Source organism: Dietzia lutea, assembly GCF_003096075.1.
GTDB lineage: Bacteria > Actinomycetota > Actinomycetes > Mycobacteriales > Mycobacteriaceae > Dietzia > Dietzia lutea.
Genome location: NZ_CP015449.1, coordinates 2,840,734 through 2,855,893, shown reverse-complemented (window position 1 = coordinate 2,855,893; position 15,160 = coordinate 2,840,734). Strand labels below are relative to the sequence as shown.

Below are 15,160 nucleotides of genomic sequence, written 5' to 3'. Positions count from 1 at the left end.
TGGGGGTGGGCCACCCTTCGGAAATCGTCAACTTGCCGGAAGACGACTCCAAGGGTGGCCCACCCACCTCGGCGAACAACTACGGAACACCGAACATCGACCTACATATGAACCTGTCCCCAAACCGACGTATCAAGGTGTACGCGGACAGCCAAGGCGAGCTCACCCCAGAGCAGATCTTCCTCACTGCCGTCGACGACGCCCTAGACCAGCGCCAAGCCCACCGGATCGACAAGCTCATCCGCGCCGCCAAGCTCCCGATCCCGCAGGCCTCGATCGCCGAGATCAACTACCAGGACGGACGCGGGATCACCCTGGTACGGATGAAACGCTACGCCGGACACCACTGGCGGCAACACCCCACCCACCTGCTGGTCCTCTCACCGACCGGCGGCGGGAAAACCTACCTAGCCTGTGCCATCGGCATAGCGGCCTCCCAGAATGGGCGGAGGCACCGGGGCGTCCTCGGGTACCGCGATCACGTTGCCCACAGTCTGCGAGGTGATGAGCCCATCCGGGATCGTGGGCATCTCGTCCTTGAGTAGATAGGACCAACTCCTGACCACAAGCGGGCGCCAGCTTGAGGAGGCCATCGCAGTGAGCGCCAAGACCCAACCAGCGATGACCGCGCCCACTGACGCGGCCGCCGAAGCCGCCATCAGTGCCGCGACCACGAGCCTGAGCCTGCCCGCCCATCCGTGACCAGGCGATCACGATGGCCGAAGCGGCCGCCAAGCAGTGTCTGATGAGTATTTGGAGGCTTGGGGGCCACCGGATAATGCGTTTAAGGGGCAGCGGTATTGCCGTTGTCGCCGGTGATCGCGTCTGTCGGTGCCGCCGACCCCTGCCGGTATCTACTTACTGATTCGCGGCGGCGTGCTCGCGCATGTTGTGCGTGCCGGTGTCGATCCGGAGGGCATCGTGGACCATCGCCGCCAACTGGGAAGAGCCCAACGAACCAGGACGCCGGAACAACGATTTCAATAAGCCGGACCCGAAACATCGACAAGCCCTATCGGGAATCTTGACAAAAGGCGAAATCGTCAGCAGAAGTTTGCTGTCCTTTGGCAAATGACGAGAGCAAAATGAAGTTAAGCCCTGGTCTTAGATAACTCGTTTAGCGCCGCAGCGAGTTTTCTGGCCAACACATCGAACGCGTAATTGCTTTCTAGTTCTTTGCGGCCGTTTGCCGCCATTTCAGCTCGCATTTCATGGGGCAGCCGTGCCATCGATTCAATGCCTCGCGCGATAGCGTTAGGATCTGACGCCTCCACGACAAAACCCGCTTCGCCTTCCGCAATGGGGTTGTTCGGGGCGCTCGAGGCCGAAAGAATAGGCCTGCCGGCAGCCATGTACATGAAGTACTTATTGAGGCTGACTCCGAACCTGTAGACGGGCAGATCCCGGAGGTTTGCGATCAAACAGTCGGCCTGGCGTGCGCGACAAATTACCTCCGAGCCCGGAATTCTGTCTTCGAAAGTTATCCGCTCATTGTGAGCCAGCGAGCGCGCGTGATTCTTGAGTTCGCCTTTTAGAGGGCCATCTCCGACGAGTCGAAGGCGTAGGTCGAGATCCGGAGCATTCGTGCACGCGGTCTCAAAAGCGTCCAAAACTCCTTCGAGGGCGTTGGCGCGGCCGTGCGCGCCAAGGTACATGAACGTGAAAGGTCTGCCGTCTGACCGTGGTAGTTCGCCCGGATCGGTCGTTGAGTCGTACCCATTGGCGATCCAGCAAAAAGGTTTGTTGGGAAAGCCCATCTCGGCCAAGTGCTGATCGACATAAGGTAGAGGGGAAAGGACGAGCGCCGCCCGGCTGATTAGCTTCTTATCCAACGCTGTGAGTAGGCGAGAAATTGGGGACTTCGGTCCGAGTCGACCCAATTCGAAAAGCGTTTCAGGCCAAACGTCCCGGATTTCGTAAACGAACGGCACGTTGTGGCGACGTGATAGTCGGTAACCGGCCCATGCCGCAATGGGGTGCACGGTGCTTCCGATAATTATGTTGGGTTGTTGAATGCCGCGCGTTGCACTCGGGCGAAGCAGGTTGGCCGTGAACGTGAACATGCCCAAAAAGCGCAGGGGGAGGCTTGAACCGTACGCATTACTGCGAATCCACAGGGCACGGACCCCGTTTTCTACCGTCAACTTCCTCGCCCGCCAGCCGCGCAGTGCCTGACTCCCATTAGAATGCCGGGTGCTTGCCACCAACAGCGTGGCTGTCCATCCATATCGTGGTAAAAGCTCGGCAAGCCTCAGGTGGCGAGCCCCACTGCCGTCTTTAGAGGGCAGCACCGCGTGGTGATTGATAACCCACACGTGCTTTGGCGTCGTTCCCGATTCCATATCGCTCCCAAAAACTTGGATCGTTCTAACGCTGCATCGCCGGCTTGTAGTTGCTGACAACACTCTTGCGTTTACCGGATGAGAGAACAAAACTCTCGGTAGTGAGCTCTACTTCGACGTTGGCGGAAGCGCCTACGATTTCCTTAAACCGGTGAATGACGTCAGCTTCGTCGTTGAATCCGGGTGAAACGTTCAGGCGCAGTAGATAGTCGGCGCGCCCCTTCTGTACGAGCTGGTACTGCCTAATCTCAGGGAAGCGCCACCAAAGGTTGTACATCACCATTGAAGTCAGCGGACGGTCGTCGGCGTCATAAACTTGATCAAGTTTACGGCCTTCGACTACTGCGAGTTTGGTGGTATCAAGGCGACCATGCTCGTCAACACGGAATGCCCCTAGATCACCGGTGTCGTACCGGATCAAAGGTTGCGCTCGGTTAATGAGCTCGGTTACTACAATTCGCCCAACCCGGCCAGGGGGGGCTGGCTCTGGGCTCGCATCCTCTAGAATCTCAACTACGACGGAAGAGGAGTTGACCCTGTAGTCGTTGTTTCCGTTTCGGGCTTGCTGACCGACTATCCCAATCTCCTCTAAGCCATACCGGCTTACCGGGTCGACTCCGAGATGCTCACGGAGAAGGCGCCGTGCTTCCGAAGGTAAATGCTCGGACTGCGCCACGATTGAAGCGATTCGCGGGAGAGGAGAACGCCGAGTTCCATTGAAAGTCTCGGACTCCAACGAACGAGCGAGTAGGTCGAGGCTTGAGGCGTACGATATAACCGACAGTGGTCGGTTGCGAGCCGCCGCGGTTAGCGCGGCGAGTATCTCCTCGCCAGTGAGCTTCGTGGTGTCGATGGGAATGATGTTCCGAAATCTGCGAGTCGCCGGCGTGATCCGGTTCCGGTCACTCCATACTTTTAGGTGAGCGAGCGGGAGCCCCAATTCGTAGCCTGCCTGGCGACCCCAGTAGATCGCATCCGCCGATACTCGGCGACGCTTGCGGCGGTCGTGCAAGATAGAAAACGGCGTGCCAGTTGAACCACTCGTTGATGCGGTTGTGCAACTCAGAATGTCAGTCCCGGTTGCAATAAATCGATCACCGGCCTCCTTGATAGTTGCTTTATTGACAACAGGAAACTCTTCCAGCTTGCGAATTCCTCTGAGATGTTCATAGAACGGCACGTTAGAGCCAGCATGTAGAAGCTGCGCCTCTAGCGCATCTTGTTGCTGTTTTGCCGACGGCTGGTTGACAGCAGCTTCTATTTCAAGTATTTCTCGTTTAATGTGGCCGCCGCGAGCGCGATCGAAGGCCCAGAAAACTGTTTCCCTAAGCGTCATCGGCTTCCCTTCCCCTTGCCAATGCTCGAGCGGGAGTCCCTGCCACTGTCGTGGAACTGAGAACGCTCTCGACTACCGTCGCTCCAGCCGCGATTGTGCTGAGCCGTCCTACCTCTATTCTGGGCAGAACAGAGCAGCTGCCTCCCAGGAAGACTGAGTCGCCGACGTTTACCTCCCCCATTATATTTACGGACGGGCTTAGCGTGGAAAACTCGCCTATTGTAGTGTCGTGTCCAACTGAGCAATTGAAATTTATGTGCACGTGTGGGCCAATGTATGCGTCTGCCGAGACTACTGTCCCGGGGCAGACTATTGCGCCTTCGCCCGCATAGACCCCGTGCGCTAAGACGGCTGTGTCGGCCACGAAAGTGTGGAATTTAGCTGCCCGTCGCGCTAGCAATTGGACGACAGTTCGGCGTACTGCTGGAGCGCCAATTGCGCATAGGATTCGGTCGTCCGGACTTGGTTGAAAATCCGATATTCGACCGACGTGCTCCGCATAAAGATGTTCGCGAGGTGGCGCGTCGTCTATGAAAACAATGTCCGTGACACCGCCTTGGGCGAGGTGCCGAGGCGAGCTGATCAGCCACGAATGGACGCCGCGCCCGAACCCGCCGGCGCCGGCGATTACGACACGGGTCACTGGGTGTCCTCGCGCCCTTGGAACGGAGCGCCAACTACGTGGCCAGTGGTAGCGATTCCCTCGCGCTTCAAGACCTTCTGAAAGGTCAGGGCAAGTATCTTCGCATCGAGCCGCCACGACCGATTATCTACATATTCTACGTCAAACTCGAATCGGGATTCCCAATCGAGCTGATTTCGACCGTTGACCTGAGCAAGCCCCGTCAACCCGGGTCTAACTTCATGACGACGGGCTTGTTCTGCGGTGTAAAGCGGTAGGTAGGTAGTTAATAGCGGCCGCGGGCCAACCAACGACATATCCCCAGTAAGAATGTTCCACAGACTCGGCAGTTCGTCTAGGCTCCAGTTCCTTAGCTTAGAGCCGAAGGCGGTCATACGATCTTCGTTTGTCTCGATGCCCCGGCTCGGATCTGGGTTTAACATCGTGCGGAATTTGACGAGTTCGAACACTTCGCCATGTTGACCCGGGCGTGCCTGGCGGAACAAGACGGGGCGGCCGAGTTTCACTGCGATGAGTACGCTGAGGACGATCGTTACCGGTGCCGTGACTATGAGGGCTAGTGAAGAAGCCAACACGTCGAAAGCGCGCTTGCTCCTGTCGAATAATGTTGGAGTCGCGGAAGGTCTTGAAGTCATCTTCAGGCGCTCCTATCGAGTGGCCTGGTCGCTCAGTGGGCTTTCGAAGTTATTCAGGAGTGCGGTTATTACGCGTTCAACCTCTGAATCCGTTAGAGCGGATCCGCTGGGCAAAGTAAGTCCGCGCGCAAATAGATGCTCGGATGCGCCGTTCGTGAACGCCCGCGCGTTGGCAAAGACGGGCTGGAGGTGCATTGGCTTCCACAGACGGCGTACCTCAATGCCTGCTTCACTCAGTGAAGCGACGATGTCGTCAGGTGATCTAGTGATCGAATCACCCAGCACGATTCCCGTGAGCCAGCAGTTTTCGATCTGTTCACCCTCGGTGTCGGCTGTACCGAGGAACCGGACATCTAGGCCGGAAAATGCCCTCATATATTGCTTGCGTATGTCTCGGCGACGGGCGATCATTTCGTCTAATCGGCCAAGCTGTGCACGTCCGATGGCAGCGAGGATATTCGACAGACGGTAGTTGTATCCTATCTCGGTGTGCTCATACCAGGCGACTGGCTGCCGCGCCTGAGTCGACAGATACCGAGCCCGCTCGAGCAGCTGTTCGTCGTTCGAGAGCAGCATTCCGCCGCCGGAAGTAGTCATGATCTTGTTGCCGTTGAACGACAACGCTGCGGCACGTCCGAACGAGCCTGCTGCCCGGCCCGCTATAGATGAGCCCAGCGACTCTGCTGCGTCCTCCAAAAGCGGTACACCTCGCTCCGCGAGTCCCGCCTCTAAGGTGTTGTAGTCGCATGTGCGCCCGATGAGGTCAACCGTCATTGCCGCGACGACTTCGGTCCCTTCGGCGTGGAGAGTGTCGATAGCGTCGAAAAGTAGTTCGGGATCAATGTTGCCATCGGTTTTTTGCGAATCGACAAAGACAGGCTCAGCACCGGTGTACGCGACCGCGTTAGCCGAGGCGGCGAAGGTCATTGAAGATACCACTACAGCTGTGCCCGGTCTCGCGCCAAGTTCGAGGAGCGCCAAGTGAAGTGCGGCAGTTCCTGAGGACAGTGCGAGCGCACCCTTCACTCCGACCCGGTCGGCGACTTCCAGTTCGAACGCGTCGACCTCGGGGCCAAGTGGCGCGACCCATCCGGAGCGGATTGCTCGGCGGACTGCTTCTTCTTCGGCGTCGGTGATATGCGCCTTAGACATAAAGATGCGATCGCTCATAGGACCTTCCGACTCGGTGTCACCCAGTCAGTGTAGGCCGCACCGGCGTTTTTTCTGATCGTCCAGTTGCTAGTAGCCCCGAATGGTCGTGTCCTTAAAGAAAAAATGTCAGATCTGGCTCCGGCCTGCTCGGCGGCGGCGCAGATTTGCTGGGGTGTGCTGGCGGGACCTCGCTGAGACTGGTACGTCTGCTTCAAACCGGAGCGGCGACGCGGTATTCGTCCGCCCTGAATGCGAGTCGAACGGGCTGGTTTCGGCCCAAGAGACGCTTCTCGATGGCGGTATGCGGAGATCTCCGGTTGTGCTCGCGTGCCGGTCCGGCACCATGGGAGACAAAGCCGGTCTGCGCGCAGAAACGCTCTTCGTGCACGTTGAACCGCAGGAGCCGGAAGCGATCCGAGTCTGCGTAGTGGATCCCCTCGCTGGTGGTTACCGCGCTGACGAACCCCGCGTCAGCGACCGCCGCGACGTCTGGGTCCAGTAAGTCCGACGGTCCGCCGTTCGGGTACGCGAAGTGCCTCGGGACCGCACCCACTTCGGCTGTGATCCGCTCCCAAAAGCCCCGGTGCCGCATGGTGTCGGCGTCGGCGGTGTAGACGGGGATGCCGGACTTCACCAGCAGGCGCTCCAGCGCCCGGGCTAGCGCCGCCAGGTCGCCCGGGGGTAGGGGCACGAGCAGCCCCGACTCGCCGTCGCGCACGGCCTCGCCCAGGTCGCCCATGTACGTGCTCACCACCGGACGCACGTGACTGAACGCCAGGTGGACGACCTCAGTCTGACTGGCCCGCAGGTACGGGGCGCCACCACTCGCGCGGTGCGAACGCCCCCGGGCACCTCGGCTGGTGCTGAATCTACTGGTCGGGCGCTGGCTGCTGTCGGCCCGCGTACGGTCGGGCTCATGACGACCCTGGTGTTCCTTCCCGGCCTACACGGCGATGCGCAGACGTGGTCCCCGGTCATCGACGCGCTGCCCGGCGGGCTGTGCGCCACGGCCCTCGACCTTCCGGCCGTGGCCGACCTCGACGCGCTCGTCGACGAGGTGGGCGAGCAGGTCGCGGCCGGCAGCGTGGTGGTCGGGCATTCCCTCGGCGGAGTTGTGGCCATGCACCTGGCCGAACGACACCCGGAGTTGCTGGCCGGGCTCGTGCTGGTCACCGCGCCGGTGGGGGCCGAGGACCCGGAGTCCGCGGCAGCGCGGGCCGCTCGGGCGGCGGGCCTGAGCCAGGAGGAGTATGAGGAGATCGCCCTCGACGGTATGGAGGCCGTCTACTACGGCGACCGCGGACAGGACCCGCAAGTCCGCGCCGAGCGATTGCGCGCTGCTCGGGTGTACGGGCCCGAGCGGTTCGCCGCGCACTCGGTGGCCATCGGGTCCCGGCCCGACCGCTGGGACTTTCCCGCGACGGCGTCGTGCCCGGTGCTGATCGTCGGCGCCTCGGACGATCAGGTGGTGCCCACCGACGAGCAGCGGCAGTGGGCGGAGAAGAACTCGGCGCCGCAGGTGACCTACGTGGAGATCGCGGAGACCGGACATATGCTGCCCGTGGAGGCGCCGGGTCAGCTGGCCGGCGTGCTCAGCGACTGGCTCAGCTCGCTCGAGGGCTGACCCCGCCGGACCCGCGGCCGTGTGGGGTTGCGGGTCGGCCGGGGGAGGTTGAGCTCGTCGTCGTCGCCCCTTCCCGCTGCTCACCCCTCAGACGGCCGCCGTTCGGGCACCCCGGCGAGAAGCGATGTAATAAAGGGGACGCGCGTAGGGGTCAGCGGTACAGGGGCGGTAGGTGCGGCAGGAGCTCCGGACACAGTGAGCGCACCGCCTCGGCGTAGAGACGCCTGAGGTGCTCCACCTGTTCCTCACTCGACAGACCGTCCGCGTCCATCCGCATCGCGACCCACGTCTTGCGGACCCCCATGTAGAAGCCGCCGAACCCGTCATAGTTCGGATCCCGGATGTCCTCGCATGCCCGCTCGCCGTACGCATACGCCTCGTCGATCGTGAAGGTCCACGGCGTCAGGTCTGCTGCCGCCTTCATCGCCACGGCCTGACCCGCCGGGGGAGAGGGGGACGGGGTCGCCTGCGCGCCCTCGCCGCCCATCCGGGCCAGATTAGCAACGGCGACCAGAAGGACGAGGACAGCGCACAGGGCGCCGACCTCGAGGCGGGCGATTCTCTTCAGACAGAAACCGCACAGATCGACGACGTTCCCGGGGCACGAGCCCAAGCCCAGCGACTCCGCGCCGCTGGAATCCGTCTGGCCGTTGACGACTTCGGTACCGGCTTCGGCTCGTTCCTCTACCTCAAGCACATGCTGTTCGACTACGTGAAAATCTACGGCCAGTTCGTCACCACCATGGACACCTCCTCGACCGACTGCACCATCGTCCGGTCGATCGTCGGCCTCGCCGGCCAGCTGCACATGCAGGTCGTCGCCGAGCACGTGGAAAGCGAGACCGTGATGGAGATGGTGCGCGCGGAGGACATCCACCTGGCCCAGGGGTTCGGGATCGTGCGGCCGTGTCCGGAGGGCGAATTCGTGGTCCGGTACCTGGCCGGTGGCGGTGCCGATGCCGGTCCAGGTGCCGGCGCCGGCGGCCGCGAGCCGGGCAGCGTGGTCGGCGACGGGCCCGGCGTCCGCAGGGGTTGACCCTGCCGGACCCGCGGCCGTGGGGGTTGCCGGTCGGTCGGGGGTGATGGGGCTAGTCGTCGTCGCCCCTTCCCGGTGCTTACCCGTCAGAGCGCGGGTGCGATCGGTTCTTTGCGGGTCGGGGTGGCGCTGGGGCGAACGGGACTCGGGGTGGCGATCGCGCCGATCGGCTCGGTCGCCGCAGTGGCGCGGTGATGGGTGGGGCTGGTCATCGTCAGCGCTGCCTCGTTGCAGGTCTGGGGGAGCGTCTCCTCGGCGTGGCCGACGTCCCGCTGGCCGGTGGTGGCCGGTGGCGTGGGCGGAGTGGGCGCGGAAGTAATCGTTGCCGTCCGGGCGGTAGAGCAGCGCCAGCACCGCGGTGCCCACGAGCGCCACCGCGAGGGAAGTGAGCGACATGAACGTGAGATGCACGGCGGCCAGGATGAGCTCGCCGCTGCCCAGCGCCGCAGCCTGAGGGGCCACCGCGCTCCACAGCCCGATGACCGTGCCGCCCGCCAGGAGTGCGGTGAAGACCGCCCGCCCGGCGCGAGCCGGTGAAGGTGCAGATCGCGATCGCCGCGGAGCAGGAGAAGCGTCAGCAACGCTGCCGATAGGGCCAGGACCCGCCATGGCCCGCGGCGGCTCACTTTCGCCGCTAATCGCTTCTTATGCACGTCCGTCAGTTCGAACCAGGAGCTCGACCGACTGTTTCGACCAGTGCTACCCGCCCGACCTGCCCTGTACCTGTGCGGACGCGAGACCGCTAGCAAGAATCTGGGGCGGCAAGTCCCTGCGCAACTCCATCGTAGTCGGTGAGTGCAGGCGGGCAGCGCAACAATCCACGTCGCTTTGTAACGCTGAGGTGTTGAACGGCGACAGAAGGTATGTAACGCTTTCTTCACTCGGCCTTCGGAGTCGCCATGTTCAATCCGTTTCGCTCTCGCGCTGGTCGAGACAGCCCGGAGGCGGCGCCACAGCCGCCCCGCGACGCCACTGACGCCGAGTACGGCCGGGCATGGGCCGACTACGTCGAGTGGTCTGGCCTTGACGAAGCCAAGCTCGACAGTTCGCAGAGCGACGAGCCACACTCCTAGCAGGATCTACCAGCGGTTTTGCCGCGCCACGCGGGTCCCGGGCATCGAGGCGACTCCCTATAGGATCCCCGCAGGCACACCGCGACAGGCCTTCCAGTCAGTCTTCGCAACGCATGCGACCACAGTCAGGCCCGCGGCTACAGCGATGAGAAGCGGCGAGATCTGGGGAGGCAAAACCGGGACCCCTCGCTAGGTTCGGTCGTCTCTCAGGCCGCGAGTTGGACGGCCTTCCATCGGCTCCTGCCGTTCGGGGAGACGATCACGTCGCTCGGGGAGTTGACGCACCAGTTCACGCGGGCGTAGCCGACTCGTCCCGCCGGCAGCTAATGATGCGGTTGTCGACGCCAGCGCAGGAAGAGGCCTTCAACGTGGCCGGTTCCGTTGCTTCAGCGGTACCCAGGTCCGCATCGCCTCCGCGACATCTCCACCGGACCGATCGAGATAGCTGCCGAAGCAATGGCCTCGACTTCTCGGCGATCCACTCTGACTCAACCACCCCATCACCTCTGAACAGACAGGTGTGTCGGTTCCGCGATACGCGTCTGGCGGGCACCTCCGGCACTTCGCCGAATGTGCCCGCCAGGCGGGTGGTGGGGTGAGGTCAGCCGACCAGGTTGCCGAGGCTGCTCAGGTTGTCTGTCCCGATGACGTCCATGGCACTGCCGAGGTCGAGGGAACCGAAGCTCAGGTCGATTTCGTTGGACGGCGGGCCGGGTTCATCGATCTCGATCTCGGAGGGCCTGACCGTCACGACGGTCGCGTCAGCGGTCTCGGACGGGGCGATCACCTCGTCCGTGCCGAATGCGCCTGAGTACTCCGCCGTGATGCGGTACTCGCCGCGCTCGGCGAACCGGTGGGTGAATACCGCGGTGGCCTCACCCGTGGCCGAGTTGATCACGACCGGTGCCGAACCGATTGCGTCGCCGTCCCGGAAGAACCACACGGAGCCGAGATCGTCGGTTCCGGCGTCGGTGAGGTCCCGCCCGTCCAGGCGGGACACCACGGCGGTGATGGTCACCTCGTCGCCGGCGGTGGCCACGGTCTGCAGCTCGATGGTCGTTTCCGAGTCCACCTCCGGCAGTGCCTCGACCGTCAGCCTGGCGGGAGCGGACGTCGCCATCAGGTAATTGGTGCCGTCGATCTGGGCGCCCTCGAACACCGCGACGATGTTCTTGTCCCCTGGGATGTCGAACTCGTGGCCGGCGAGGACGGCGTTGCCGCCGGCGTCAGTGGTGACGGTGCCGATGTCCCGGCCGTTGGCCCGGATGATCAGCTCGGTACCGGCCGGCAACGGACCGCCGTCGGCGGTCACCGTCGCAGTGATGTCGACCGCGCGCCCGATCAGGACGGTGTCACGGTCCACCGCCACTGAGACGGTGGGCGTGATCGCGGGCGCGACCTGCACCTCTACCGGGTCCGACGTGGCACCCCGGTAGATGGTGTCGTACGTTTCCGTCTCGAGGAGCCGGGCGGTGTAGGTGTACGTGGCCACCGTGGAGTAGTCCACGGTGTCGGTGTACGTGGCCGTGACCCCCTCGACGGGAATGGTGTCGACGACGACGCCGTTTCGCAGGATCTCGACCTGGGCGCCCTCCGGCAGGTCGAGGCCGTTGCTCGTGTCGATCTCGACGTCGAGCGCGACCGGGAGTCGGCCGTTCTCGGGCAGGCCGCGGGAGGCGGTGAGGCCGACGGTGCTCGTCACCTCGGACTTCGGTTCAGGATCGACCCGAACGGTGGTGGTCGACGTCGATGCGCCGAACCTCGGAGCGTCACCCGAGTAGCGGGCCGTCACGGTCTGAGTCACCGGATCGCGGTTGTCCAGCAGCGGAACCGTGTACGGCACGCTCGCCCGGCCATTGGCACCGACGGGCGCGGACCCGATGGAGACACCGTCGACCTCGAACACGATGTCGCCAGCGGTCACGACGTTGGTGCCGTGCACGGCGGACACGTCGGCGGTCAGGGTGGTGGTGGTGCCCTCCTGCGCGGTAGCGGGGCTGGCGGTCACCGAAGTAGTCGTTGCCACCGCTCCCAACGTGAATCCGACGACGTTCTCGGCGGTCGGGAACCAGTCACCGTTGGTCTCAAGGTGTGCACGAATCCCGAAGTTGTGTCGACTTCCGCCCTGGGCATCGGCCGGGATGTTGAACGAAAGCCAACCGGAGCGGGAACTGTCTCTCTGAACTGTTCGCATAGCGAAGTTACTGGGGTTTCCACCGAAGTAGCTGTGCTGACCGTGATCTCCGACGTTTGACATATGGTCGCCACCGCTGCCGCGGAGGGTATATCCGGTCGGAACGGTGAAACCATACGTGTTGAGGACGCGATTACTGGCGAGCCACACTCCGGTTCCGTGGGTGTTAGTGGCGGTGAGGTCGATCCGTACGTGCCCACCGGGGCGGAGCTGACTCTGTCCGGTGTTGATGGAGGCATTGAAGGTGAAGTCGCCGATGCGGACCGATCCGGTGTTCTGTGCATGTGCCGCTGGAGCGAGTCCCACCACCAGGGCGAGGGCAGCGAAGACGGCGAGAATTTTACGAATCATGATCTGTGTGTCCTTTTCCTGGCCGTCAGCTGCCGAGGGAGCCGGTCAGGCTCCCTGTATCGAGAGAGCCGGCGCCATCGCCCATGAGCGAGCCGAGGTCCAGCGAGCCGCTGCCGTCGCCGGGGCCGACGATGACGCCGTCGTCGCCGGTCCCTTCGCCAATGACAGTGACGTTGATCCCGCCGGAGACCCGCTCGGTCCCGTCGGCGGTGTGGTAGGTGAACTGGAGGAACTTGGCCTCCGGGTATCCGCTCGTCCAGGTGACGTCAACGTCGGCGACCCCCCGCGTCACGGCGATCCGAAGGGGTTCGCCGTCAGCACCCAGAACCGCCTCGCCGTTGTTGCTCACCGTGAGGTACCCGTTGAGGGTGGCCGGCGAGGTCAACTCGTCCTCGGGGAGTACCTCGACGCGGAACGCGGCGGACTCTCCCGGCGAGAGTGCGACCTCCGGGCCGGCCACCGTCAGGGTCAGAGCACCCACGTTCACCGCCGAGGCGGAGACCCGGATCGTGTGCACCGAACTGTGCGGGCGCACCACCCGGGGATGTGCGGGAGTGAACTCGACCGTGACCTGCCTGTCGGCAGAGATGGCCGGCGGAAAGGTGAGGTGGACTTGCCCCTCGCCGTCGATGATCGCCACATCGGTGGCCACCACGCGGCCGTCGATCCGCACGTCGGCGGTGCCGTCGGCCCCAGCGGGGCTCACGACGATGGTGTAGGGCGTGGCCTGCCCCGGCTCGATCGCGGACGGGCCGACGAGCTCGGAATCGGACGAGACGGCGTCAACGATCTGGAGCGTGCCGGAGTCCGACGCTCGGTTCTGACCCGTACCGGTCGGGTGGTAGGTCGCGGACACCTCCACGCCGCCGGCACGTCCGAAGGTGAACTCTGCGGTCGCCCGTCCGTCAACGACGTCGACGATCTGTGTCTGCGCACCGGCCACGAACTCGACCCTCCCCTGAGGATTCTCCGTCCCCTCGGCCGGGTTGATGACGGCCTCGAGGGTCAGAGGCTCGGCAACATAGCCCGGGGAGTCCAGACCGTTGAGGATCAGCGTGGTGTTGGTGCTCTCCTCGACGACGATCGACGTGGATGCGGTTGCCGACGCGTATGGGGACGCTGGGGACGGAATGAACACCGCCTCGACCTCCGTGGGTCCGACCTGGGTGAACGTGAGGCTCGTCGCGGCTCGCCCGTCACGGACGTCCACGGTGCGTTCCAGACCGCCGCCGGTGAAGGTGACAGTGCCGCGGGCTTCGCTCGGAAGGCTGACCGACAGGCTGGTCCTCGTGTTGGCGTCAGTTGTCTCGGGGGCCTGCAGGGTCATCTCCGTGGCGAGACGCTCGACCGTGATCGGCAGCTCGGAGACCGCCGTCGCGTATCGCGGATCGGTCGGGGTGAAGACGGATCGCACCGGCTCGTCCGGCTGTGCGGTGAATGTCAGCTCGGCCCGGGCCTCTCCGGCGGTCACGGGGACGGTGACCCGCTGGGCGCCGCTGACGAAGGTGACCTCACCGGCGATGTCGGGTTCGACGGACGCGACGAACTCGGCCGGGGTGCGCAGGTACACGGTGTCAGGTCCGGTGAGGGTGGATGAAGTGGGCAGACCGACGATCTGCACGGTCTTCATCGACGCCGCGCCCTGGTCAATGGGCGAGGCAGCCGATCCGCGGGGGCTGCAGTATCCGGGAACCCACTGAGTGCCCAGCAACGGGACACTCGCCGATGCGAGCATGGTGAGGAAGCTGGCGGGGTTGGGCCCGTAGCCGGCCGCTTGGCCCTGGGTACGGACGCCGATCGCGGCAGTGCCTGCACGCTCGGCCTCGAAAGTGAGGGTCACTCGCGGGAACTCGAAGGCCAGCGAGTTGGCGCCGGCAAGGCTCATGCCGAGGCCAGCGTGGCTGTTCTGCGAGGTGTTGCCGCCGTTCCCGATGGTGTTGTGACCCCTATTGGTCAGGCGCAGGACGTTGCCGTTGACGTCAGGGGCGCCGCTCTCGTTCACCGTGATGACCTGGGCGTCGGCGATGGGGATATTGCCGCCACTGAAGTTGTACCCGACCAGTCGGGTACCGGCGGGTCGCTGCAGGTCGAGCTTGAGTCGTGACGCCTCGCGGAGGCTGATTGCCCCGGGGAGGTTATCCAGGGAGACGTTGATCGGGTCGATGTCGAAGGTCACAGTGAACCTGTCGCCGACGTCGACCGCTTCAGGGGCGGTCACGTGGATCTGTACCGGGTTCTGGGGGGTGATGTCCATCGGCCCGCCCATGCCCGCGACACTCGGCGCAGCGATGTAGCAGGTGGTCGTGAAAGAAGCGGTGGACCGGGTCGTCTGAGCCGTGGCCACCGACGGGATGGTAGCCGCGCCGAACGTCACTGCAGCGGCGGACAACCATGCGATTACGCGGCGCATGAGATTCCTCGAAGAAGTTGGGTGGAGCGCCCCGAGAGCTGGACGCATGTCGAGTTAACTGACCCGAACTATATAGGTAATTCTCAGTCGCGCAAGACGCGGAAACGGAACGTTTATCTCGGTTCGTCAGCGGGGTTGGGTCGACTAGCGCTCGTTACCTTTTCCGCAACCTGGCGTATTTGTCCTGTTCACCGCGGCTCGTCCTCAGGTCCACCTTGCGATGTGCCGCCTCGGCGACCCTCTCGGGCCCCTCCGTGCGGCCCGGCTAAGGTCGAGCTAGCCGAACTCCCGGCCTACGAAAATGGGGCTTTACTTAATCTGCATGTTCACTAAGATGTGATGTTGTTCCGTCAACTGAGTCGCC

The 15,160-nt window shown here is 63.6% G+C and carries 12 protein-coding genes; 3 read left to right on the top strand and 9 right to left on the bottom strand.

All coding sequences use genetic code 11. From position 1 onward, the window contains the following. The first annotated feature begins 5 nt into the window (after positions 1–5). Entirely contained in the window at positions 6–545 is a 540-nt protein-coding gene (locus tag A6035_RS18785) for an ATP-binding protein (RefSeq protein ID WP_244192437.1), read from the top strand. Between the two features lie 546 nt (positions 546–1,091). Here the strand turns inward: A6035_RS18785 and A6035_RS13080 are convergent. The 6 genes from A6035_RS13080 to A6035_RS13060 all read right to left on the bottom strand — a co-directional run bounded on the left by A6035_RS13080 (position 1,092) and on the right by A6035_RS13060 (position 6,916). Then, on the bottom strand, positions 1,092–2,342 hold the full coding sequence (locus tag A6035_RS13080) for a glycosyltransferase family 4 protein (RefSeq protein WP_108848141.1): 1,251 nt from the start codon (positions 2,340–2,342) through the stop codon (positions 1,092–1,094). 25 nt (positions 2,343–2,367) lie between these two features. Next, a complete protein-coding gene (locus tag A6035_RS18275; protein WP_159149299.1) occupies positions 2,368–3,678 on the bottom strand; it encodes a phenylacetate--CoA ligase family protein in 1,311 nt (436 codons plus the stop codon). Continuing rightward, on the bottom strand, positions 3,668–4,321 hold the full coding sequence (locus A6035_RS19430; protein ID WP_159149300.1) for an acetyltransferase: 654 nt from the start codon (positions 4,319–4,321) through the stop codon (positions 3,668–3,670). The genes A6035_RS18275 and A6035_RS19430 overlap by 11 nt, the downstream gene beginning before the upstream one ends. Next, positions 4,318–4,956, bottom strand: coding sequence for a sugar transferase (locus tag A6035_RS13070; protein ID WP_108848139.1), 639 nt, complete (start codon positions 4,954–4,956; stop codon positions 4,318–4,320). The genes A6035_RS19430 and A6035_RS13070 overlap by 4 nt, the downstream gene beginning before the upstream one ends. 12 nt (positions 4,957–4,968) lie before the next feature. After that, a complete protein-coding gene (locus A6035_RS13065) occupies positions 4,969–6,126 on the bottom strand; it encodes a DegT/DnrJ/EryC1/StrS family aminotransferase (RefSeq protein ID WP_200836317.1) in 1,158 nt (385 codons plus the stop codon). A 193-nt stretch (positions 6,127–6,319) separates the two neighbouring features. Next, on the bottom strand, positions 6,320–6,916 hold the full coding sequence (locus tag A6035_RS13060; RefSeq protein ID WP_412523604.1) for a glycosyltransferase: 597 nt from the start codon (positions 6,914–6,916) through the stop codon (positions 6,320–6,322). Positions 6,917–7,024: 108 nt separating this feature from the next. On the opposite strand from A6035_RS13060, the gene A6035_RS13055 reads away from it, so the two are divergent. Beyond that, on the top strand, positions 7,025–7,732 hold the full coding sequence (locus tag A6035_RS13055; protein ID WP_108848136.1) for an alpha/beta fold hydrolase: 708 nt from the start codon (positions 7,025–7,027) through the stop codon (positions 7,730–7,732). Positions 7,733–7,883: 151 nt separating this feature from the next. Here A6035_RS13055 and A6035_RS18780 read toward each other — a convergent pair whose 3' ends face one another. After that, a complete protein-coding gene (locus tag A6035_RS18780) occupies positions 7,884–8,429 on the bottom strand; it encodes a hypothetical protein (RefSeq protein ID WP_235026582.1) in 546 nt (181 codons plus the stop codon). Here A6035_RS18780 and A6035_RS18775 point away from each other — a divergent pair. After that, positions 8,316–8,768, top strand: a complete 453-nt coding sequence (locus tag A6035_RS18775) for an EAL domain-containing protein (RefSeq protein ID WP_244192602.1) — start codon at positions 8,316–8,318, stop codon at positions 8,766–8,768. The two genes, A6035_RS18780 and A6035_RS18775, sit on opposite strands and share 114 nt — an antisense overlap. A gap of 1,674 nt (positions 8,769–10,442) precedes the next feature. On the opposite strand, the gene A6035_RS13040 is transcribed toward A6035_RS18775, so the two are convergent. Both A6035_RS13040 and A6035_RS13035 read right to left on the bottom strand, forming a co-directional pair. Beyond that, the gene (locus A6035_RS13040; RefSeq protein WP_108848133.1) at positions 10,443–12,386 is read right to left on the bottom strand and encodes an Ig-like domain-containing protein; all 1,944 of its coding nucleotides are present in this window, start codon (positions 12,384–12,386) and stop codon (positions 10,443–10,445) included. Positions 12,387–12,411: 25 nt separating this feature from the next. Further along, positions 12,412–14,730 (bottom strand): hypothetical protein, encoded by a 2,319-nt coding sequence (locus A6035_RS13035; RefSeq protein ID WP_159149303.1) that lies wholly within the window; start codon positions 14,728–14,730, stop codon positions 12,412–12,414. Positions 14,731–15,160 lie beyond the last annotated feature (430 nt).

Coding starts and splice junctions, on each gene's coding strand:
- A6035_RS13080 (WP_108848141.1), bottom strand. CDS start 2,342: ATGGAATCGGGAACGACGCCAAAGCACGTGTGGGTTATCAATCACCAC.
- A6035_RS18275 (WP_159149299.1), bottom strand. CDS start 3,678: ATGACGCTTAGGGAAACAGTTTTCTGGGCCTTCGATCGCGCTCGCGGC.
- A6035_RS13070 (WP_108848139.1), bottom strand. CDS start 4,956: ATGACTTCAAGACCTTCCGCGACTCCAACATTATTCGACAGGAGCAAG.
- A6035_RS13065 (WP_200836317.1), bottom strand. CDS start 6,126: ATGAGCGATCGCATCTTTATGTCTAAGGCGCATATCACCGACGCCGAA.
- A6035_RS13055 (WP_108848136.1), top strand. CDS start 7,025: ATGACGACCCTGGTGTTCCTTCCCGGCCTACACGGCGATGCGCAGACG.
- A6035_RS13040 (WP_108848133.1), bottom strand. CDS start 12,386: ATGATTCGTAAAATTCTCGCCGTCTTCGCTGCCCTCGCCCTGGTGGTG.